Origin of the sequence: Bacillus ectoiniformans (genome assembly GCF_016908875.1) — a bacterium.
Lineage (GTDB): Bacteria > Bacillota > Bacilli > Bacillales > Domibacillaceae > Bacillus_BX > Bacillus_BX ectoiniformans.
The window spans coordinates 570,883-593,441 of the sequence record NZ_JAFBES010000001.1 but is presented as its reverse complement, the minus strand read 5'-3'; the positions used below and the strand labels follow the sequence as shown (position 1 = coordinate 593,441).

Annotated in this window: 19 protein-coding genes, 1 tRNA gene and 1 pseudogene; 13 read left to right on the top strand and 8 right to left on the bottom strand. The window is 40.7% G+C overall.

The annotated features are described in order from the left end of the window. Positions 1–225: 225 nt before the first annotated feature. A complete protein-coding gene (locus tag JOC78_RS03005; protein WP_204552869.1) occupies positions 226–1,041 on the bottom strand; it encodes a cupin domain-containing protein in 816 nt (271 codons plus the stop codon). 157 nt (positions 1,042–1,198) lie between these two features. Here JOC78_RS03005 and JOC78_RS03000 point away from each other — a divergent pair, with 157 nt between their 5' ends. Beyond that, complete coding sequence (locus JOC78_RS03000; protein WP_204552867.1) at positions 1,199–4,087, top strand: DEAD/DEAH box helicase; 2,889 nt, start codon at positions 1,199–1,201, stop codon at positions 4,085–4,087. 18 nt (positions 4,088–4,105) lie between these two features. On the opposite strand, the gene JOC78_RS02995 is transcribed toward JOC78_RS03000, so the two are convergent. After that, positions 4,106–4,516 carry a (deoxy)nucleoside triphosphate pyrophosphohydrolase gene (locus tag JOC78_RS02995; RefSeq protein WP_204552865.1) on the bottom strand — a complete coding sequence of 137 codons (411 nt, stop codon included), beginning with the start codon at positions 4,514–4,516 and terminating at the stop codon, positions 4,106–4,108. Positions 4,517–4,586: 70 nt separating this feature from the next. Further along, a complete protein-coding gene (locus tag JOC78_RS02990) occupies positions 4,587–5,177 on the bottom strand; it encodes a DedA family protein (RefSeq protein ID WP_204552863.1) in 591 nt (196 codons plus the stop codon). Positions 5,178–5,378: 201 nt separating this feature from the next. On the opposite strand from JOC78_RS02990, the gene JOC78_RS02985 reads away from it, so the two are divergent. From JOC78_RS02985 to JOC78_RS02955, 7 genes and pseudogenes are all read left to right on the top strand, one after another. Next, positions 5,379–5,882, top strand: a complete 504-nt coding sequence (locus JOC78_RS02985; protein WP_204552861.1) for a DinB family protein — start codon at positions 5,379–5,381, stop codon at positions 5,880–5,882. 147 nt (positions 5,883–6,029) lie between these two features. Continuing rightward, positions 6,030–6,107 (top strand): annotated as a pseudogene (locus JOC78_RS02980) (YjcZ family sporulation protein); the annotation flags it as partial. Positions 6,108–6,289: 182 nt separating this feature from the next. Further along, positions 6,290–6,363: transfer RNA gene (locus JOC78_RS02975), tRNA-Gly, on the top strand. Positions 6,364–6,458: 95 nt separating this feature from the next. Further along, positions 6,459–7,592: a tRNA epoxyqueuosine(34) reductase QueG gene (queG, locus tag JOC78_RS02970; RefSeq protein WP_204552857.1), complete on the top strand. Its 1,134-nt coding sequence runs from the start codon at positions 6,459–6,461 to the stop codon at positions 7,590–7,592. A gap of 57 nt (positions 7,593–7,649) precedes the next feature. Continuing rightward, entirely contained in the window at positions 7,650–8,510 is an 861-nt protein-coding gene (locus JOC78_RS02965) for an amidase domain-containing protein (protein WP_204552855.1), read from the top strand. Positions 8,511–8,574: 64 nt separating this feature from the next. Beyond that, on the top strand, positions 8,575–9,048 hold the full coding sequence (gene trmL / locus JOC78_RS02960; RefSeq protein WP_204552853.1) for a tRNA (uridine(34)/cytosine(34)/5-carboxymethylaminomethyluridine(34)-2'-O)-methyltransferase TrmL: 474 nt from the start codon (positions 8,575–8,577) through the stop codon (positions 9,046–9,048). 335 nt (positions 9,049–9,383) lie between these two features. After that, complete coding sequence (locus tag JOC78_RS02955; RefSeq protein ID WP_204552851.1) at positions 9,384–11,279, top strand: PrkA family serine protein kinase; 1,896 nt, start codon at positions 9,384–9,386, stop codon at positions 11,277–11,279. Positions 11,280–11,343: 64 nt separating this feature from the next. On the opposite strand, the gene JOC78_RS02950 is transcribed toward JOC78_RS02955, so the two are convergent. After that, on the bottom strand, positions 11,344–11,526 hold the full coding sequence (locus JOC78_RS02950) for a hypothetical protein (RefSeq protein ID WP_204552849.1): 183 nt from the start codon (positions 11,524–11,526) through the stop codon (positions 11,344–11,346). A 207-nt stretch (positions 11,527–11,733) separates the two neighbouring features. Here JOC78_RS02950 and yhbH point away from each other — a divergent pair, with 207 nt between their 5' ends. Then, on the top strand, positions 11,734–12,900 hold the full coding sequence (yhbH, locus tag JOC78_RS02945; protein WP_204552847.1) for a sporulation protein YhbH: 1,167 nt from the start codon (positions 11,734–11,736) through the stop codon (positions 12,898–12,900). A gap of 280 nt (positions 12,901–13,180) precedes the next feature. Beyond that, positions 13,181–13,879, top strand: a complete 699-nt coding sequence (locus JOC78_RS02940; protein ID WP_204552845.1) for a FadR/GntR family transcriptional regulator — start codon at positions 13,181–13,183, stop codon at positions 13,877–13,879. 54 nt (positions 13,880–13,933) lie between these two features. Here the strand turns inward: JOC78_RS02940 and JOC78_RS02935 are convergent, their stop codons facing one another. The 3 genes from JOC78_RS02935 to JOC78_RS02925 all read right to left on the bottom strand — a co-directional run bounded on the left by JOC78_RS02935 (position 13,934) and on the right by JOC78_RS02925 (position 19,091). Continuing rightward, complete coding sequence (locus JOC78_RS02935; RefSeq protein WP_204552843.1) at positions 13,934–15,016, bottom strand: NAD/NADP octopine/nopaline dehydrogenase family protein; 1,083 nt, start codon at positions 15,014–15,016, stop codon at positions 13,934–13,936. Between the two features lie 5 nt (positions 15,017–15,021). After that, the gene (locus JOC78_RS02930; RefSeq protein WP_204552841.1) at positions 15,022–16,455 is read right to left on the bottom strand and encodes a sodium:solute symporter family protein; all 1,434 of its coding nucleotides are present in this window, start codon (positions 16,453–16,455) and stop codon (positions 15,022–15,024) included. A gap of 251 nt (positions 16,456–16,706) precedes the next feature. Then, entirely contained in the window at positions 16,707–19,091 is a 2,385-nt protein-coding gene (locus tag JOC78_RS02925) for a lamin tail domain-containing protein (protein WP_204552839.1), read from the bottom strand. 353 nt (positions 19,092–19,444) lie between these two features. On the opposite strand from JOC78_RS02925, the gene JOC78_RS02920 reads away from it, so the two are divergent. From JOC78_RS02920 to JOC78_RS02910, 3 genes are all read left to right on the top strand, one after another. Further along, positions 19,445–20,149, top strand: a complete 705-nt coding sequence (locus JOC78_RS02920) for a pirin family protein (RefSeq protein WP_204552837.1) — start codon at positions 19,445–19,447, stop codon at positions 20,147–20,149. A 39-nt stretch (positions 20,150–20,188) separates the two neighbouring features. Further along, complete coding sequence (gene wrbA / locus JOC78_RS02915) at positions 20,189–20,800, top strand: NAD(P)H:quinone oxidoreductase (protein WP_204552836.1); 612 nt, start codon at positions 20,189–20,191, stop codon at positions 20,798–20,800. 107 nt (positions 20,801–20,907) lie between these two features. Further along, positions 20,908–21,030: a 3-methyladenine DNA glycosylase gene (locus JOC78_RS02910; protein WP_204552834.1), complete on the top strand. Its 123-nt coding sequence runs from the start codon at positions 20,908–20,910 to the stop codon at positions 21,028–21,030. 111 nt (positions 21,031–21,141) lie between these two features. Here JOC78_RS02910 and JOC78_RS02905 read toward each other — a convergent pair whose 3' ends face one another. Beyond that, positions 21,142–22,443, bottom strand: coding sequence for an NCS2 family permease (locus JOC78_RS02905; RefSeq protein WP_204552832.1), 1,302 nt, complete (start codon positions 22,441–22,443; stop codon positions 21,142–21,144). Between the last annotated feature and the right edge of the window lie 116 nt (positions 22,444–22,559).

Genomic DNA, 22,559 nt, shown 5'->3' with positions numbered 1-22,559 from the left:
GTACCCATAAATTACACGCCGAAAAAGAAATTATTCCGTCTCCGAATGTAGCTTCACTTTCTTCCGATCCTATTTGCACGGTCAAAGCAGCTGACATAGAAATTTCCTTCTTCTTCAACGGCACGGGTGAGCACATCATACAAACCGTGATTGATTACAGCCAAGGGATTTTCCCATCCTTGTCATCTTTTTACCACTTTTTGCCAAGGGATTTACCAGGCTGCGCTACCGTTGTCTCCCCATCTTACTCTGCTGCAGCAACTTAGATTCACCGGTCCGCTCCCATTCCTCCACTGTCCTATAAGCATCTTCAGGAGAGTAGCCTTTTCCTACAAGAACGCCCATTAGAATAAATTCCTGCAGGATGTGTTTGGCGTTTATTCCTCTTTTCACGTCCTCTAGTCCTTCTTTAACTAAGAATTCTGTGTAGCGTACCCATTCATCTGGTGTCTTGCCATGAACAGTAGAATTGCCTTTTTCTTCGCTTTCCTCTGCAGCGATGGCATCGGCTTTCGTCTTATGAACGGTTCCAAATGGATGGTTAGGCGGTGCATAGATGGAATAAAGTTTAAGAGGTGTATTACCTGTGTTGGTTAAATTATGCCAATAACCTGCAGGTATAACAATTGCATAATCATCATAAACGTTTCTTCTAAAGGTTAATTGATCTTTTTGCTTACCCATTTGTACGACACCCTGACCTTCTTCTATACGCAGGAATTGGTCAAGGTTCGGGTGGCTTTCTAAGCCGATATCTTCTCCAGGATTGATGCTCATCAATGTCACTTGTAAGTATGGACCGGTCCATAAGGCGGTTCGGAAGGTCTTATTTTGCTTTGTAGCTTCGTCAATATTAATGACAAATGGGTTTGGTCCATAATCTTTTATAGGTATTCTTTGGTCAATAGGATACGGGTAAGAATTAAATTGAGTGGCTGCATCTCTTACATCGGCGTAAGGCCAATACACTTGCTGATTTCCAGCAGGTATGGCTGGCTGAACATAATTAGGATATTGATAATAATGAGGCACATAGTACACATTCTTCAATCCCTTCGTTGTTTATAACATATCCTATGCGCCTATTGAGAGAAGGTACATAAATACTGTTAGTCGTAACCAGCACAAGTTCCTCATTGCACTCTGGAGTTGGAAAATTTACAATAATAATATACAACTGGAAATGAATGGGGAACAGATGGAGAATTTAATTAGAAACTTAGAAGCTTCTTTACAGAAAGGGTTCATTGATCAGCACTACAATCATACAGCCCGCTATAAACCTCAATTATTAGTGAACAATGCACAGAAGAATGAACATGTGCTGACCTCGCTGCTAGAAGAGCTAGAAAGCAGTCAATCCTTTCTATTTTCTGTGGCATTTATTACGGAAAGCGGGTTAGCGACACTTAAATCTCATTTTCTGGATCTAAAACAAAAAGGGATTAACGGGCGAATCTTAACATCTACTTATTTGCAATTTAACCAGCCGAAAGTCTTTAAGGAACTCTTGAAGATGACGAATATTGAAGTCCGAGTCACTGACTTAAAGGGCTTCCATTCAAAAGGCTATATTTTCGATAAAAAAACGCATTACTCTTTAATTGTCGGCAGTTCTAATTTAACTGCTCATGCGCTGAAGGTGAATTATGAATGGAATGTGAAGTTAACCTCTCATCAAGATGGAGAAATTGTTCATCACTTCCGAAACCAATTTGAAGACGTTTGGAAACAGGCCCACGTGCTAAATGATGAGTGGATTGAAGCGTATGAACGCGTGTATGAACAGTTATCTAAGCAACCGGCAGCAGACCAAGTGATTGAGATGCCTGCGGCTTATGGAAATTCAATAAAAGAAGCGTTGGCTATAGATCCTAATAAGATGCAGATAGCCGCCTTAGAAGAGATTCGTGCTGTTCGCGAGGCCGGAAAAGATAAAGGACTGGTTATTTCTGCAACAGGAACAGGGAAGACATATTTAGCGGCATTTGATGTGCGCCGTTATGCGCCTCGGCGTATGCTTTTTATCGTTCACCGGGAGCAAATATTAACGAAAGCTAAGGAAGATTTCAAAAGGATCCTTGGCGGAGTGGAAGAAGATTTTGGGATTGTGTCGGGGACAAGTAAACAATGGGAAGCGAAATATGTATTTGCGACGATTCAAACCATTTCGAAAGAGGACAATCTGTCTCAGCTGCACTCGAACGCCTTTGATTATATTTTAATAGATGAAGTGCATAAAGCAGGAGCTGACTCTTATTTGAAAGTGATTCAGCACTTTCAGCCGAAATTTCTCATGGGAATGACAGCCACTCCTGAGCGGACAGATGACTTTAATATCTATGAGTTGTTTGATTACAATGTAGCTTATGAAATTAGAATGCAGGAAGCGCTTGAAGAAGACATGCTCTGTCCATTTCATTATTTTGGAGTTACTGATTTAGAGTATCAAGGTGAAAAAATGGATGATGCGGCTCTTTTATCTAAACTAGTCACAAAAGAACGTGTCGATCACATCATTGAAAAAGTCGAATACTACGGGTTTTCTGGTGAAAAGCGAAAGGGTTTGATGTTCTGCAGCCGTAAAGATGAGGCTGAACAATTGAGTAAATCGCTGAATGAGAGAGGGTACAAAACTGCAGCTTTAACAGGGGATCATTCACAGGCAGAACGGGATCAAAGAGTTCGCCAGATAGAGAATGGGGAACTTGATTATATTTTAACCGTTGATATCTTTAATGAAGGAATTGATATTCCGAGCATCAATCAAGTCGTCATGTTAAGGCAGACGCAATCAAGCATCGTTTTTATCCAGCAGCTGGGAAGGGGACTCCGAAAGCACCCATCTAAGCGTTATGTAACAGTCATTGATTTCATCGGAAACTATAAAAATAACTATCTGATTCCAATCGCTCTTTCAGGAGATCAGTCTCTTAATAAAGATAATATTCGCAGAAAGACGAAGGATACAACCTATATAAAAGGGATCTCAACGATTAACTTCGAGGAAATTGCCAAGAAACGAATCTTTCAGGCGATTAATTCAAGCAATTTAACCGCTTTAAAGCTGTTGAAGGAAGCCTACGTGGACATGAAAAATAGATTGGGCAGAGTGCCGGATTTATATGATTTCGTCACTCATCATTCGATCGATCCTGTCGTCATCGCAGAGAAGTATGCCAACTACTATCAATTTCTGCTGAAGATTAAGGAAGAAGTGCCAGCTTTAACAGAGTACGAGAATAAAGTGTTAACGATGCTTTCTCTTGAAGTGTTAAATGGGAAACGAAAGCATGAAGTGATGCTTCTTGAATTATTGCTTATGCATACACGAGTTAAAAAAGAAGAGTATCGCCAGTATTTACTGGAATCGGACTGCTCTGCAGATGAAAGTGTGATGAAGTCGGTACTCAGTGTGTTGAATCTGTCCTTCTTCACTCAAAGCTACCGGAAAAAATATGGGGAACAGCCATTAGTCACATTTAAAGAGGATACCTATGCTTTCAATCAGCCGATACGAGACAGCTTAGCGGAGAATGCTTATTTTCATCATTTAGTTACAGATCTCATTCAAACAGCAAAGGCAAGAAGTAGCCGCTATCAATGTCAGAAGCCGCTCACTTTATATGAGAAGTATTCAAGAAAAGACGCTTGTAAGCTATTAAACTGGGATCACGATGAAAGTTCAACGGTATATGGCTACAAGCCTAAGCATGGAACTTGTCCTATTTTTGTGACGTACCATAAAAAAGCAGAAGTTGAGTCAAGCGTGAATTATGGAGATGAACTTCTTAGTGAAGAAGTGTTGAAATGGTATACACGGAGCAACCGGACGCTGAAGTCAGAAGAGGTGAAGAAGATTATTCACTCTGAAGAGAATCAGATGGATGTGCATGTGTTTGTGAAAAAAGATGATGATGAAGGCAGCGATTTTTACTATTTAGGAAAAGCAGTGCCAGACCAAGAAAGTGTGCAGCAGTCAGAAATGCAAGATAAAAATGGCAAGGTGCTGCCGGTTGTTCATATGAATCTAGTCATGGAGCAATCGATTGACAGCCGGCTGTATCATTATATTAAGGCGGAATAAACAACAAAAAGGGCTTTTTTAGAGCCCTTTTTGTGTTGGCTGATTAATCAGCGTACCCACTGCCGGAAGATCAGCTGGCGCCCATTTCAACGAATCAAGGTTCTCTCGTTTAAGCCAAATCAGCTTTGAATGTTCTTTCGGAATGGGCTCGCCTTCCACAATCCTGCAAGTGATGCAGATTAACTCAATGATAAACGTTTCATATTCGTGCGTATGTTCATGAAAGAGACGATCTGTTTCAATGGTACAGCTTAATTCTTCAAGAATTTCTCTTTGTAAAGCGGAAAAAATATCTTCGTTGGCCTCCACCTTGCCGCCAGGGAATTCCCATAGATTGGGCAGTGCCATATCAGGCGAGCGGAGTGCACATAATATTTCAGATTGAGCATTTTCGATAATGGCTGCGACTACTTTCACTGTTTTTTTCAATGTGATCCTCCTAAATGACTCTTTGTATCGCTAGTATTTTAACATATCCAGCATAAAAGAAGGATTTCTTTTAAGATTTCGTCTGCATTTTTACCAACATAAAAAGAATCCCCAATCCACCTAAAACACCGTACACCATATAGGAGTATACCTTCAAATAGGCGATAATAGTCGTCCAAGATGCTCCAACTGAAGCTCCAATATTAACTAGAATCAAATTCCACAGAAATGTGCCAGAAGCGGTAAATACGATGAATAGACTAAAATTCATACGGGACATGCCAGCTGGGATTGAGATCAGGCTTCGCATGCCAGGAATTAATCTGCAGAAGAATACGGCCCACACTCCGCGGTGGTGAAACCAATCATAGACTTTGTAAATAGTTGCCGGGGAGAGGCGAACGCGCTTTGCCCATTTTACGATGGTGGATAACTCGATCTGCATGCCCATTCCATAAAGCACAACCGCACCGATGACGGAGCCTATGGTTGAAAATGTGACAACGCCTCCGACACTTAAACTGGACTGAGTGGTCATAAATCCGCTGAATAATAGGATAATCTCTGATGGAATTGGCGGGAAAATATTTTCTATAGCAAGCAGCAAAAGAATCCCTGCGTAGCCAAACTGATTGAGGATATCAGTAATCCATTGTTCCATTGATCAGTCATTCTCCTTTATTAGTAACGAACAGAGCTCGTACACTAAGATTTATTAATGTAATATACGCTTAGCTCTTGTTTCTTTAGACCTTTTATACGAAGAAAGGAGATTTTTTAGCTGCCGATAAGTGTTCATATATGAAGTTTGGATTCAAGTATGAAACAATTAAAGGGCAAGAATTTTTTGAGGAGGGATAGGATGAAAGATAGTAGTCTAGTATTCATTGAACAGGTGAGGCAGGAAGTGCTAAACTCAGTGACCGGCCTGACAAATAGCCAGTTAAATTGGCGGCCTGAAGAAAATAGCTGGTCGATCATTCAAGTCCTTGATCATCTTTACTTAATGGAACGAGCGGTTGCGAAAGGGATTGTTTCTCAGCTGAATGATGACAGCAGTGAAGCGGTGGAGGATAAGCCGATTGAATTAACTGTCGACCGGTCTGTGAAAGTGACTGCTCCCTCATTTGTTGTTCCAGCAGATGGAGAGATGAACGTAGAGGAAGTAAAGGCAAAATTAGCCGAGTCCCGCCGATCGTTAATTGAGATTGTGAATGGAAGCGATGCAGAAGCGCTCGAGAGTAAATCGTATCCGCATCCGGTATTCGGATCTTTAAACTTGAAACAGTGGGTGCCGTTTATCGGTTTTCATGAGAAAAGGCATTTGGATCAAATGAATGAGATCAAAGAAAAGCTGAACCAGTAATTATTAACAGACGCTCTTTTAAAGGGTGTCTTTTTTTTGCATGAAAAAAATAAAAAAAGTGTAAAAACGTCCAGACGAAAATGAACATTGCACATATATTGTTAAAGAAATAAGCAATGGAGGTGAAGGAATATGAGTCACAAACACCATGGCGGCGGCGGAGGCTTTGCATTGCTTGTTGTGCTTTTCATTTTGCTGATTATCATTGGAGCTAGCTGGTTCTAAGAACAAGTTAAGTTTCATTATTTGTTGTCCATAAAAGAGAGGCATTCTGGCTTAGGCTAAGAATGCCCTTCTTTTTGGGCGCTGCTGTTTGTGAACAAAGGTTCACAAATTGTTATAAGAAACGGTTGCATTCGACAATTATTTTTTATACAATAATAAACGTTCCGTCATTACTGATTGATGCGGGTGTAGTTTAATGGTAAAACCTCAGCCTTCCAAGCTGATGTCGTGGGTTCGATTCCCATCACCCGCTCCATACATATGTTATTAACGCAATGTCTTATTCCCTGGATGGATAAGATGTTGCGTTTTTTAATATATATAAGTGTTTCTCTACAAAGGAGAATGAATATGAATTACGATGTCTTAAAGGAAGAGATCATTGAATATAGCCGCTCGATCGGCATAGATAAAATCGGCTTTGCATCCGCCGATCCTTTTACGGAATTAAAAAACCGTCTTATCCGTCAGCAAGAGCTTCACTATGAGTCCGGATTTGAGGAAAAGGACATTGAAAAGCGGGTTGATCCGGCATTAACATTTGAAAGTCCTCAATCGATCATCGCTATTGCGCTCGCTTACCCATCGAAAATGACAGAAAGTCCAAAAGGAAAAAAAGGAGAGCGAAGAGGCGTTTTTTGCAGGGCTTCTTGGGGAGAAGACTATCATTTTGTTTTAAAAGACCGTTTGAATAAGTTAGAAGCGTTTATTGCCTCTAAAGTGCCAGAAGCGCGCTTTCGTTCAATGGTGGATACCGGAGAACTTTCAGACAGAGCAGTGGCAGAACGGGCAGGGATTGGCTGGAGCGCTAAAAACTGTTCCATTATTACGCCGGAATTCGGTTCGTATGTGTATTTAGGGGAAATGATCACCAATCTGCCATTTGAACCTGATCAGCCGCTTGAAAGCCAATGTGGGACTTGTACGAAATGCATTGACGCTTGTCCGACTGGCGCATTAGTGCAAGGCGGCCAGCTGAATTCGAAGCGCTGCATTGCTTTTTTGACACAAACGAAGGATTTTCTTCCGGAAGAGTTTCGGGATAAATTAGGGAATCGCTTATACGGCTGTGATACTTGCCAAACGGTTTGCCCTGACAATAAAGGGAAGGATGCTCATTTTCATGAAGAAATGGAGCCAAACCCAGAAGCAGTCAAGCCGCTGCTTGAGCCATTGCTTCAGATCAGCAATAAAGAATTTAAACAGCAATTCGGGCTTATGTCCGGTTCATGGAGAGGGAAGAAGCCGATCCAGAGAAATGCGATGATCGCCCTGGCGTTTTTTAAAGAAGAATCTGCGCTGCCTGCATTAGAAGCAGTGCTCATGAAAGATGTGAGGCCTGTCATGCGGGGGACAGCTGCTTGGTCGATAGCAAGAATCGGGACGGATCAGGCGTTCAGTATGCTTGAACAAGCAAAAGTAAACGAAAGTGAACCAGAGGTGCTTCAGGAAATAGAAAATGGTTTAACATATTTACAAAGTTAAAAGCTAATTCCCTTTTAAGAAAGCGCATATGCTTATCTTAAAGGGGGATTTTTTATTATGTATCCTGAAATTCAGAAAGAATGGCAATCGAGGCTTAATAGTCTGGTTGATGAAAGAGAGAATCTAACATGCGGTAAACTCGCCAGAAAGCAGAAACTTGCTGAGAGCAGAAATAGCGAGATCGTCAAAGTAAAAGGGTTTGGGAAAATTGTTTCTGCAGATGGACAGAAAGTACATTATAAGATTCACCTTAAATACTTAATGAAGCAGGGAGAGCACTTTTATTTTGAAGAAGAAATTGAACAGCGAATTGCTCGGATCGATCAAGGCTGCGTAATTGAGGATGCGGCTGTAGTTAGACCTGAGGAGGAAGCGGTTCCTGAAGACAGTGATCTCGACAGTGGAGCATTGCTTGAGCGAGTACCCTTTTACTATGATCGCTTGAAAGCTGTACAGTATGCAGAACGCTGGTGGAATAGCCATAATCCAGATTTCCCGCACTTTCCAGTAGATTGCACAAATTATATTTCACAGTGTTTACATGCGGGCGGAGCACCTATGAGGGGATTTTTGGAGCGAGGAAAGGGCTGGTGGATGCGGCAAAAAAACTGGAGCTACAGCTGGACAGTTGCCCATGCATTTAAGTGGTATTTAGCCAGTTCCGCGACTGGCCTGCGCGCGAAGGAAATGCCGAGTGCGGAAATGCTTCAGCCAGGAGATGTCATTTGCTATGACTTTCAAGGAGATGGACGGTTTGATCATTCGACGATTGTGACAGCGATGGATGCAAATGGCCAGCCGCTCGTTAATGCACACACAACGAACAGCCGTATGCGCTATTGGAGCTACGAGGATTCAACCGCTTATACGGAAAATATTAAATATAAATTTTACAGCATTCAAGATGATCGTACGTAACGTAAGTAAAAAAAGAATGTTATAATGTTGTTTGGGTTATAGTTTAAATATGAGGTGAAACGTTTTGTCTATTAATGTGGTTTTATATCAACCGGAAATTCCGGCGAATACAGGAAATATTGCGAGAACATGTGCGGCAACTGACACAACATTGCACTTAATTCGTCCATTGGGATTCTCAACAGACGATAAAATGCTTCGTCGTGCCGGCCTTGATTACTGGCAATATGTGACCGTGGTTTATTATGATTCATTAGAAGAATTCTTCGAAAAAAATCCAGAAGCTGAAGTTTATTACCTTACGAAGTTTGGTGAAAATAATTATTCTTCTTATGATTACAGCGATACGAATAAGGATCATTTCTTTATGTTTGGCAGGGAAACAACAGGCCTACCTAAAGACTTAATTGCGAATAATAAAGAGCGCTGCCTTCGTTTGCCAATGAATGAAAATGTCCGTTCGCTGAATTTATCCAATACAGCGGCGATTCTTGTTTATGAAGCACTTCGCCAGCAGCAATTCCTGCATTTGAAATAATACAAAAAAAGCACAGCGGCCGCTGTGCTTTTTTTGTGTGATTATTTTGCACCAGGCTTGTCATTGTAGCCTGCTGTGAAGATCGAAGCAAGGAAGGCAGTCATGACGCCTAAGATTAATAATAGTCTCATGATTATGTACCCCTTTCTCAAAAGTTCTTGAACCAAAAATACATACTATCCATATTATAGCTCAAACCTTCTTTCATGGGAATGTTATCTTCTTTTTTAAATGTTGCTAAAGTGTGTCTGAACATTTTTCATTAGCATGTTCAAGTGGTGGCGGGCATAAGTTATATTAATCGTTCTCTAACCACGCTAAAGAGGGAGGTCTATATGAATATTTTAAAAATGATTGAACAGTATCGGGAAGAAGAGGAACAGTTGAAGTGGGAAGGTACCTTTGCTGAGTACCTGGAAATTGTAAAGGAAAAACCATGGGTCGCTCAGTCTTCTCATTCAAGAGTTTATAATATGATTAATGACCAAGGATCTGAAACCATTAACGGCAAGAAGAGATACAAATTTTTCAGCAATGAATTATTCGGGTTAGAAGAGGCACTTGAGCGATTGATCGAAGAGTATTTTCATCCGGCAGCTAAACGTCTGGATGTCCGTAAACGGATCTTGTTATTAATGGGTCCGGTCAGCGGAGGTAAGTCAACCTTGGTTTCTTTATTGAAGCGAGGAATGGAAGCCTATTCAAGAACCGACAGAGGCGCCGTTTATGCGATTAAAGGCTGTCCTATGCACGAGGATCCGCTGCACTTAATCCCGCTGCATTTGAGAGAAGAATTCTATAAGGAATATGGAATTAGAATTGAAGGAAATTTATCTCCGTTGAACACCATGCGCCTTGAAGAAGAGTATGGAGGAAGAATTGAGGATGTGCGGGTTGAGCGAATCTTTTTCTCAGAAGATAAACGTGTGGGAATTGGTACATTCAGTCCATCTGACCCTAAATCTCAGGACATTGCCGATTTAACAGGCAGCATTGACTTCTCCACTATTGCGGAATATGGTTCTGAATCAGATCCAAGAGCATACCGCTTCGATGGGGAGTTGAACAAAGCGAACCGCGGATTAATGGAATTCCAGGAAATGCTGAAGTGTGATGAGAAGTTCTTGTGGCACTTGCTTTCTCTGACTCAGGAAGGAAACTTTAAAGCTGGCCGATTCGCATTGATTTCGGCGGATGAAATGATTGTCGCGCATACGAATGAAACAGAATACCGCTCATTTATTGCGAACAAAAAGAATGAAGCGCTGCATTCCCGAATTATTGTGATGCCTGTTCCTTATAACCTCAAATTGTCTGAAGAAGAAAAGATCTATGAGAAAATGATTAATGAAAGTGATGTGGCGGATGTTCATATTGCTCCTCATACATTAAAAGTGGCTGCGATGTTTACGATCCTGACTAGGTTGAAAGAACCTAAACGAGGGGATATCGATCTCATTAAGAAAATGAGGCTGTATGATGGTGAAAGTGTGGAAGGGTTCAATACAGCTGATGTCGAGCAATTGATGAAAGAGTATCAGGATGAAGGCATGGGAGGAATTGACCCACGGTATGTGATCAACCGAATTTCTTCGACGATCATCCGGAAAGAAGTAGCTTCTATTAATGCGCTGGATGTATTGAGATCTCTCAAAGAGGGACTCGATCAGCATGCCTCCATTACGAATGAGCTGCGCGAGAAATATTTAAACTTTATTTCAGCAGCTAGAAAAGAGTACGACAACATTGCGAAGAAAGAAGTGCAAAAAGCCTTTGTCTACTCGTATGAAGAGTCAGCTAAAACGCTGATGGATAATTATTTGGATAATGTAGAAGCTTACTGCAATAAATCAAAATTAAGAGATCCGCTGACAGGGGAAGAAATCAGTCCGGATGAAAAACTTATGCGTTCCATTGAGGAACAGATCGGCATTTCTGAAAATGCGAAAAAAGCGTTCCGTGAAGAAATTTTAATCAGAATTTCTGCTTACGCGAGAAAAGGTAAACGGTTTGATTACCAGTCTCATGATCGCCTGCGCGAAGCCATCCAGCAAAAGTTATTTGCTGACTTAAAAGATATCGTAAAAATCACGACTTCTTCCAAAACACCGGATGAGCAGCAGCTGAAGAAGATCAATGAAGTAGTTGCCCGCTTAATCGATGATTATGGGTATAACTCCGTTTCAGCGAATGAATTGCTGCGCTATGTGGGCAGCTTGCTGAATCGTTAACTAGCAGAACAGGCAAGAAAAAAGCTTTCGTTTAAGAATTCCTTAAACGAAAGCTTTTTAACTATTAGTCAATATCTTTGTCACGTTCCTTATATTGCACAGGATCTGGCTGTCTTTCGTCATCTTTCAGCTCTTCGTTCGTCCGCTGGTTTTCCATCTGCTTACCTAATTGTTTCATTTCCTCGAAGTCAGAAGCCATTGAGCCATTTTCGGGCTTTTTATTTTCTTTCGTTCTATTTTTACTCATCAGATTACCTCGCTTTTTTATTTAGATTACCCATCTCACCCAAATATAAACAGATGCATTCATTGACTTAATTTAAAAATGAGCAGAAATCTTTCGCACCTTCTATGTAAAAGTTTCATTAATATAATAAAGATATTTTTTCTGTTTGTTTCATAGAATGTTATATAAAGTTTCAGTTGCCCATCGCTAATATGGAGGAGGGAAAAAATGAATCCGCATGAACAGAATGAGTTTGCTATTTCAAAAGAGGACTGGTCTCTCCATCGTAAAGGGTATGATGACCAAGTGCGCCATAAAGAAAAAGTACAAGAAGCTCTGCGAAAAAACTTGCCTGATTTAGTAACTGAAGAGAGCATCATTTTGTCCCAAGGAAACGAAGTCGTCAAAATTCCGATTCGTTCACTGGATGAATACAAAATTCGCTACAACTATGAGAAAAATAAGCATGTCGGCCAAGGAGATGGAGACAGCCAAGTAGGGGATGTAGTGGCCCGTGACGGTTCAGGACAAAAAGCCCCTGGCAAAGGAAAAGAAGCCGGCGATCAAGCTGGAGAAGACTATTATGAAGCAGAGGTTTCATTTATGGAGCTTCAGCAAGCCTTCTTTAATGAATTAGCTTTGCCGGATCTTCAGAAGAAGGAACATTCTCCTTTTACGGTAGAAGAAGTTGAATTTAACGATATAAGAAAAACAGGTTTAATGGGAAATGTGGAAAAGAAGAAAACATTGATGACAGCTTTTAAAAGAAATGCACTGACTGGGGAAGCAAAATTCCATCCGATCTTACCAGAGGATTTAAAGTTTCGGACATGGAATGAAATTGAGAAACCTCATTCCAAAGCTGTTATTTTAGCTATGATGGATACGAGTGGAAGTATGGGGGTTTGGGAGAAATATATGGCAAGAAGCTTCTTCTTTTGGATGGTTCGTTTTTTACGAACCAAATATGAAACGGTGGAAATTGAATTTATTGCTCACCACACGGAAGCAAAAGTGGTCAGTGAAGAAGATTTCTTTACTAAAGGAGAAAGCGGAGGAACGATTTGTTCATCTGCCTATCGAAAAGCGCTGGAATTAATTGATGAGAAATACCAGCCGAGCCGCTATAATATCTATCCTTTTCACTTCTCAGATGGAGATAACTTATCCTCAGATAACCCTCGCTGTGTGAAGCTAGTCAGTGAATTAATGAAGAAATCCAATATGTTTGGCTATGGAGAAGTTAATCAATACAATCGCAACAGCACGCTCATGTCCTCTTATAAGAACATCAAAGATGAGAAATTCCGCCATTTTATCCTGAAGCAAAAAGCCGATGTGTTTCACTCGATGAAGCATTTTTTCAAAAAGAAAGAAAGCAGTGGAATTTCGTAAGCTCTCTGTTTATGCAGAGGGTTTTTTGTTTGTTGGATATATAATAAAATCACAAGTATTTGGCGTGCTGGTCTATAGCGAATATGCAGACAGGGGAGCGGTGTCGACCCTTGTCACTGTAAGATTTTGTCCCATTCAGATTGCTTATTGAATGCATTGTCAATTCTATAATTAACAGCAAGCTTATGATACTATTGAATGAAGACAAGTCAGTTAAAAGATAAATATATATGTCAAATTGAACTATAGGGAATGAGTTTTTTGAGAAGGGAGACGTCGAATGTATAAACCGACTAGCCGTACTATGCTCTATGAGGAAGTTATTAATCAAATTCTTGATCTTATCAAAAAAGGGCTTTGGAAGCCTGGAGAAAAAATCCCTACTGAAATGGAACTTGCTCAATCATTTGAGGTAAGCAGAAACAGTATGAGAGAGGCTTTGAAGGTATTAGAACATTTAAAAATTATCCAATCAAAAGCAGGAAAAGGTACATATTTACTGGAGAATTCAATCCAAAATATTCAGGCGCTGGAATTAGCTTCTGTTATGAGAGAAGCTAATTCTTTAGACCAATTAATGGATACTCGTTTGATTATTGAACCAGAATTAACCTATCGGGCTGCGGCTCAAGCTTCCTTAGATGAATTAAATAATTTAGAAAAATTGTTAAAAGATAGCATTGAAGCTGTCGCGACCAATACTTATTTTCCTTCACTTGGCTTTTCATTTCATATGGAAATCGCAAAGATATCCCGAAATACATTATTGTATAAGTTTTTAGAGTCAATCACGCTGGAATTGATGGCTCAAAGAAAGTTGCTTGTTCTCAGTCATTTATCCAAGAAGGATTTGCTGAAAGAAATAGAAGAACACCGTTTTATATTTGAAGCGATTAAACAAAATAATCCGGAAGAAGCTAAAAAAAGAATGTATGTTCATATTCAGAATGCGAAGAAGTTTTTGCCCGTCAAAGAATAAAAAACAGTATAAAAGCAATCTTTGTCTGTGCTTTTATACTGTCTATTCATTTATTTATGAAACATAGGATACAATTTCTTCACAAGTCTTATTGTTCAGGCCGAGGTCTTGCAGTGAGCGGCCTTCTTTTCGAAAGTCCCGATTCAATAAGGAATTTCCCATCCGTATAAAAGCATCCATGAGCGGAGTTTCAACTCCAATCTGCTTAGCCAGGTCAGACATCGGCACTAATCCAGTAGGGATATCTTCAAATAGATACCTGGTATTAAGGGATGTTTGTGCCTGTATTCCCTGATAGGCTTCTACTTGCCTGATTTTGTCATACAAAGTTGGGCCAGGCACTTTATACGATAGACTATACCATTCAGAGATGGAGCAGAGATCCAGCGATAATTTCTTTCCTATTGCCAGCCGCTCTTGGTCTAATTGCTCAACAAGCTGAGCGATAGATGGTGTCACACCATCTATGTAATATTTAAATGGCAAACTTGCTTCAATTCTACCAGCATTCAAAATAGTCGGGGCTGGATGGACAATGGCATTGACATTCGATAGACTTGTTTCCAACACATTTTTCATACCGCTATACTGTGGAAATGCTTGATTAATAACCTTCAGCACGCTTTCCGTTCGATTAGATGGCAGAGCTGCTAAGTATAATTTATCTTTGATGCTCCCTATAATTACTTCGCCAGGCTTAGGGCTTCTGCAGGCATATAATAATGTGCTGGTTTCCGCAATTGTAACCTCCGCTTGACATTCTTTCTCATCTAATAAATTTCTAATTTCTAAGGCGCCGCCAGTAGCCCCTGGATTTAAAACAATAATCTGGCCATCCTGCAAATACGGGACCATGTTTGCTACAAGACTTTTATGGTAGATAGATGGAACCACGATCATAATTACTGCTTTATCTTTAATCGTTTCACCAATATTATTACTCACAATAAGCGGTGCTTCATGTTGAAATTCACCTTCTGCTTTAATAAATCCTTTCTCTTTAAGAGTTTTTACTTTTTCATGATCAATTTCATATAGTGAGGCTTCAAATTGCATTTTAGATAGATGAGCATAAAATGCATGACCGCCATTTCCGGCTCCAATAATAGCGAAGGTTGGTTTTGTTATTTTATCCATATTTATTATGCCTCCAATTGTTCTTTATTGATCAAAGTGTTGTTATTTTTTGTGAGTGAACTAACTAGTAACAGTGTAACCAATGAACCAGCCAGCCCAAAAACGACATACGGCAACGATACTCCCAATACCTCTCCATTCATTGCCTGCCCAATTCCACAAGTAACAATTCCGGCAGCCATGCTGCTAATCACACCCTGTGTTGTAAGAAAATTTGAATTTCTAAATGCATATCCAAGCATTAGCGGAAATAAAAGTACAGAAGCTGAATACGCATAACTTGCAACAAGCCACCCCAGCGCTTCAGGCCATACTAAAGCAAACACTCCAGCAATAAAAGTAACGATCACCGATAACAGTCGGGATAAGTTCAAAAGCTTTCGATCAGAGGCCTCGGGGTTAATCAGCTTTTTATAAATATCATTATTTAAATTGACGACTGCAGACTGGATCGCACTATCAATTGTAGAAATTACCGTTGCTGCAATAAATCCAGCATATAAAGCCAATAACCAGGTTGGCATTTGTGTTAAAAACCATCCTGCTGCTTCTTCAGGTGCTAGTCCTGGCTGCATAGCTCTAATGGCTTGTCCAACAACTCCGGCCCAAAGTTCTGAGGTCATGAAGACAATAGCGCTTATAATCAGACTTGTACGCACATGGTTGGCTTTTTTTATAGCGAAAATCCTTTGATAGTATAATTGATTGGTCAAAGTTCCTGGGATAATTGACAAGATCCAGAGGACGATGGAAAGGCTTCCTACAGCTCCAAGTCCTTCAGGAAAAGAAATATTTTCAGCAGGAACAGTGTCGGTAATGTTGTTCCAGCCGCCTCCAGATTTGATGGCATAGACAGCAGTTACGATTGACATGATTAACATAAAGCAACCGAAAATAAAATCTGTCCAAGCAACAGATGTTAGTCCTGCTGGCATGACGAACAAAACGCTTACGATTCCAGCTAATACAATGAGAAACACCGAATTAAGTCCGGTAATGGCTGAGAACAATTTTGAGAAAGCGACTAGCTGAGTCGATATCCATCCTAGCGGAACGATAATACAGGCGAGAGAAACAAGAAGATAGAGAAGTTTATTCTCACCATAAATCTTTGCAAATACTTCTGGCAGAGAAGAAAAGTTCTGCGCTCGAAGCCAAGGAGCAAGTAAAGTGAATAGCAGCAAGCCAGCCGCAACAATGAAACCATAAGTAAGAACTGACCAGCCGCTTTGATAGCCTATTCCTACGTGAGCTACTAAGACACCGCCGCCCATTGCTGTGGCATATTGCGTGCCAATTACTACATACAGAGGAAGAGAACGTCCTCCGACAGACCAATCTGCATTATTTTTCGTTCTCCTGCCTAAGAATATTGATACCAAACTTGAAATTCCCAAAATGAAAGCTGTTGTAAGACAAATAATTACTAATTTACTCAAAAGAACCCCTCCTTTGTTCAATTGTAGGACATTTAAACAACTTTGTTTTATTATAATTCAAACAATTCTGAAAAGAAAGCGTTTTATTTTAATCTTTAAAATTTATTTTCATCGGTTTCTTTAATTGTTAAATAATGCGATGGAATCTTTCGCGATAAAGGGGTTCCTTAAAATCTTATCTAGGAGGGGAAGTTTATAATATCAATAACAAAAACGAAGCCCGCGCATAAAGAGCCGGGCTTCGTTTTTATTTATTTTGCTTTGCGCGCTGCTTTTAAATCAATCTGAACTTGAACAGGGTCATGGTCACTAGCTCGGCCGTGCTGTTCAGTGAAGTCAGCGTTTAAGTGGATAATATCTGCATTCGTATGAGCGGCTAAGTTGTTAGAGACTAGCACATGATCTAACACTTGAGAATTCCCTTGATAGTTATACGTGTACTGTTCTTCAAAAGGCAGCGTATCGATCATGTTCACAAGGGATTGTCCCTTTAAGGCTTGCAGCGGATTGGAAAACTGAAAATCATTTAAATCACCTAGAACGACTACATTGGCTTTTGAATCAGCAGCCAATAGGTCAGCGGTAAAGTCATGGACAATTTGGGAAATGGCTAGACGCTGCGCTTCGCTTTTTAAGAAAGGAGGCTGATTTTTGCCGAATAATGGTTCATCTCCGCCTTTAGAATTAAAGTGATTAGCAATAACGGTCACACGCGATCCTTTAAATTTAAATTCAGCGGCCAGCGGCTTTCTTGAATTTTCAAAGGCCGGATCGTTCGGTGCGATACGCCCTGGGTTTAACGTAATGCCGTGTTTGTTGACTTCAGTAGGAGTAATGGCATCGCCTTTTGGTTTGTTCGTCAGCTTAACACGGTCCGGGTTGTATAGAAATCCGACGCGAATATTGCCTCCAGGCTGCCCGCCATCTTGTCTGTCTGCTGGGGTGATGTCTGTAAACTGATAGGCTGGTCCGCCCGCTTGTTTAATCTTTTCGATTAAATATTTGTAGCTTTCAGAAGCATCTGTCTGTCCGCTTGCGGCAGGCCCGTCATTATCCTGCATTTCCACTAATCCGATAATATCAGGAGATTTCATATTGTTTGCCACGGCTTCGGCCAGTTTTTCTGCTTTTTCTGGGTTGGTCTCCTCGTCAGCTTTCGAAAAGTTTTCCACATTGTAAGAAGCAATGGTTAACTCATCTTTTGAGAAAGCAAGGCTAGTCGTTTCACGCTCTAAGCCGCCATCGAAAACATCAGGCAGAGCTTCTGTGTTATATAGCTTGTATCCGCTAAAACTGTAGCCGATAACTCCGTTTATTGGCTCATTGAAGGTATCTCCCGTTTTCACAATAGGAGGATTGTCTACTAAAACATCGTCAATGGTGATTCGTTCAGGGTGAAAATCTTCCGGGTTAATAATAAGCTGGCCAGAATTAGTCATATCAGTTGGCTGATTCAAAGGCGCAACAATGACTTCTCCGTACTTCGTTGTTGGAGAAACTGCTTTTGCCTTTTGAACTTGGACATACATGCCCTCGATGCTTTCAAAGAAATCAATGCCGTCTTCTGACGGGTCAAATGTTTGAAACTCATCATTATCAATCACAGCGGTCGGCAGAACATATTCCCCTTCACCAAGTGCAGTAGGTGCTGGCAGCGGCTGGTTAGAGTCCTCAACTTTTACTTGTTCAGCAGAAAGCTGAGTGGTAGAAAGATCCGTGTTTCTGGCGCTTGACGGTGTGTATTCGGTAACTGTTCCGCTTACCAGAACAATATCACCGCTTTTGACTAGGGCATTTCTCTGATAGACATATATTCCTTCAGATGTTTTAGGGTCGTTATCGGGAGCAAGTTCCTGAAGATAAAAACCTTTTCCTTGTTCAACTGCTGTGACAATTCCTTTGACATCGCTGACTTTTTGACCGTCAAACGGGGATTGATGGGAAGCGCCTTGAATGTCATATATGGCTAAACCGGCTGGCGGTGTTTCTGGATCTTCAGGAGGCTGTCCTTGTGAAGAACCTGGTGCAGGTGTTTTTACTTCAAAATCCAGTTCATTATGGTTACTGTCGATCGAGGGATCTTTTCTTTGAGCGCTAACCAGACTATCCAGTGCAGGAACAGGGGTAGTTTCAGCTTCATTTGCATCACCGTATCCAACGAAGTCAACCGTGTTCTCATCGACAAGACCAGTGATTTTTTCCTTGTTATTGACAAGAGCTACTTTTCCTTTAGATGCACTTAAGCTGATAGACCCCTCGACCTGACTCTCAGGCAATTCTTTCCCGAGTGACCCTCCGCTTTGCTTTATTAAATAATATTCGTTTGGCGCAATGGTGCCGGTTAAAGAAGTCATTTGATTAAAGCTGCCCGCAGATGAAGCATATTGAACGGACCACCCTTCAAGTGAAACGCTTTGATCGGTTGGATTATACAGTTCAATAAAATCATTTTTGTACGCAGGAGCAGAGGAGGTAGCCCCGCCTCCGCCATATACTTCGCTAATGACAACCGAAGAAGAGGTTTCTGTTTCCGCCTGTGTTTCTAATGTGAGAGAAGGGGATAGAAAAGTACTTACAGTTAATAATGAGACGACAGAAAGGTTGAACATTTTATAAGGGAATTTTTTGTTCCGCATTTGATCAGCCAGCTCCTTAGAAGAAGTATTTTCATTTACTATAGCAAGTAAAATTTAGAAGTTTATTAAAAATAAGTAAATATTTCTGCAATTGAAAAAAATGAATATTTGGTCACGGGGAAAAGGAAATAGATTATGAACAATCATGTGAAGTAACCATATACTTTTGAAGGAGCATGAATGATTGACAGAAAAAAATAGATGTGATAAATTTATTTTGAATTCGAGATATATTCTTGTATGTTTCATCAGTAATTTTTTTGAGTATATATCTCAGTTTCGAGATAAATGTTTTAGGATACAGGATATAGATAGATATTTACTAGATTATGGAATGTTGAAAGGAGAAACATATGATTACTATTTATCCGGCTAACTCTAGATTTTCGGCCAACCATGGCTGGCTTCAGTCCAATTTCAGTTTTTCATTTGCGGAATATTATGACCCAGAAAATATGCAGTTTGGCCCGCTTCGAGTATTAAATGATGATGTAGTCGCACCGAAAAAAGGTTTCGGCATGCATCCTCATGCTGAAATGGAAATTGTCACAGTTGTATTGAAAGGGTACTTGCAGCATAAAGACAGTCAAGGGCATACAGCGACAACTACTTTCGGAGGAATTCAGCGAATGTCAGCGGGTACGGGTATTTATCATTCTGAAATGAACCCGTCACTAGATGAAGAAGTCAGCTTGCTGCAAATGTGGTTTTTGCCTGATGAGAAGGGCTTAACGCCTTCTTATGAGCAAACCAGCTTCGATATCAGCCAAATGAAGAATCAGCTGCTGCCGGTCGTTAAAAAGAATCCTGAATCAGAAGGAATCGCTCATATTCACCAAGACCTGACTATTTATTTATCAGAGCTTGAGGCCGGCCAGCAAATTGATTTCAGTCAGTCCATTGATCGCAGAACGTTCTTATTTATTCTTGAAGGGGAAGTCAAAGTGAATGGTGAGCATGTGCTGAAAACAAGAGATTCTGCCCGTATAACTGAACTTGAAGGATTGAAGATAGAGGCAATGGGGAATTCTACATTTATGTTGATAGATTTACCTTAAATAACTAAAAAGCGAACAAGATGAAGGGAGAAATGAAAAATGACACAAACAAAATTAGCGGTGATTTACTATAGTTCAACGGGAACGAATTATCAAATGGCGAAATGGGCTGAAGCAGCGGGGAAGGAAGCAGGCGCAGAGGTGAAATTATTGAAAGTAGCTGAAACGGCTCCGGAAGCAGCGATTGAATCTAATCCTGCTTGGAAGGAACACTTGGAAGCGACAAAAGATGTGCCGGAAGTTAGCTTAAATGATCTGGAGTGGGCAGATGCCATTATCTTTAGTGTACCTACAAGATTCGGTAATGTTCCTTCTCAATTTAAACAGTTTATTGATACGACAGGAGGACTATGGTTCCAAGGAAAGCTTGCGAATAAAGCAGTCAGCGCCATGTCATCGGCATCCAATCCACATGGCGGTCAGGAACAAACCATTCTGCAGCTTTATACAACAATGTACCATTGGGGAGCGATTGTAGCGGCACCAGGATTTACAGATGATTCCGCTTATGCAGCAGGAGGAAACCCATACGGAACAAGCGTAACTGTCGGCCAGGACGGAAAAATGGTCGAAGATGTGGAAGCGTCGGTTAAACATCAAGCGAAGCGGACAGTGAGCGTAGCTGCTGCCTTACAAAGCTTGAATAACTGATTTATTGAAGAAACAGCGGCTATAAGAAAAGCCGCTGTTTCTTTTTGTTTAATATCAAAAATCAAGGAAATAAATAAAGAGACAAAAGATATGAAGGAGGCAATCAAATGAAAGAGAAGCAGCAAGAAGAACGTGAAGAGCTGTCAATGGAGCAAAAGGAGAAGCTCGAACATCATGTCGATATAGAGCCTCAAAGAGACCCTGAAAAGCCGCAGCATAGTGAAGATTAAGGATTAATGAATAAGGCCAGCTACTGATTGTCATCGGGAGCTGGCCTTACTTATTTTTAGCCAAATAAAAAACCTGAGAAGATGGTCTTCTCAGGTTGTGTAAACTCATGGTCAGTGAGGCAAATATGCCAGCTGATAGAAGAATAAAACAGCGAATAAATAGACAAGCGGGTGAACTTCTCGGAATTGGCCTTTTACGATTTTCAATAAAGGGTAAGAAATGAACCCTAAGGCAATTCCGGTAGCAATGCTTGAAGTAAGCGGCATACTTAGAATAATTAAAAATGCCGGGAATGCTTCATCTAAACGATTCCAGTCAATGTGAGCAACAGCACCCATCATTAAAGACCCAACAATAATTAAAGCTGGAGCGGTAATGGAAGATAAGCCAGAGATCGCACCGACTAATGGACCGAAGAAGGCAGCGGCGCCAAATAAGACAGCGACAGTGACAGCAGTCAAACCTGTACGTCCGCCGGCAGCAACACCTGTAGATGATTCAATATAAGCACTTGTAGGGCTTGTACCGAAAATCGCTCCGAAAGAGGTAGCAACTGAATCAGCTAGAAGTGCTTGGCGGGCGCGAGGCATAGACTTGCCTTTCATGAGCCCAGCTTGCTGAGCAACAGCAACCATTGTGCCAGTTGTATCAAAAATAGTGACTAATAAGAAAGAGAATACAACGGCGTATAGTCCATGTTGGACGACATCTCCAATGGCCGTAATTGGATTGCTGATAATGAAACCATCCGGCAATGAAGGAGTGGATACAAAACCTTCTGTAAAGGCAAGCTGGCCAGTAAAGTAAGCGATAATTCCTGTGACAGCCATACCGATAAATAAAGCGCCATTGACGTTTAATACCATTAACACGATCGTGACGGCCAAGCCGACAAGAGCCAAGATCGCTTCAGGACTATGCAGGTCGCCAAGTGTAACAAGGTTGGCTGGATGATCTGCGATTAATCCGGATAATCGTAAACCAATAAAAGCGATGAACAAACCGATCCCCGCTGTAATTCCGTGTTTTAAGTTGTCAGGAATCGCCTCAATTAATTTTTGGCGAAATGGAGTTAAAGAAAGTGCGACAAAGATAATACCTGAAACAAATACAGCTGCAAAAGCCGTCATATACGTAATCTCTTCGTTGCCGCCAACAACGGAATAGGCGAAATAAGCATTTAACCCCATCCCTGGAGCGATGGCAATTGGATAGTTGGCGAATAACCCCATCCAAAGAGTCCCTATAATAGTGGCGATGATGGTAGCGGTAAACACTTGATCAAATGGAACGCCAGCATCTTGTAAAATGATAGGATTCACAATGACAATGTATACCATGGTTAAAAAAGTGGTAATACCAGCAATTACTTCTCTTTTGGCATTCGTGTTATTTTCTTGTAGTTTAAACATAGAGAACCTCCAAAAAACGAACATTTAAAAACCCAAGTTATATAATATTCGTTTTCTAAGCAGGTTGCAACAGTTTTAGTAAAAAAATTATGAGAAAGGTCTGACACTTTTAAGTC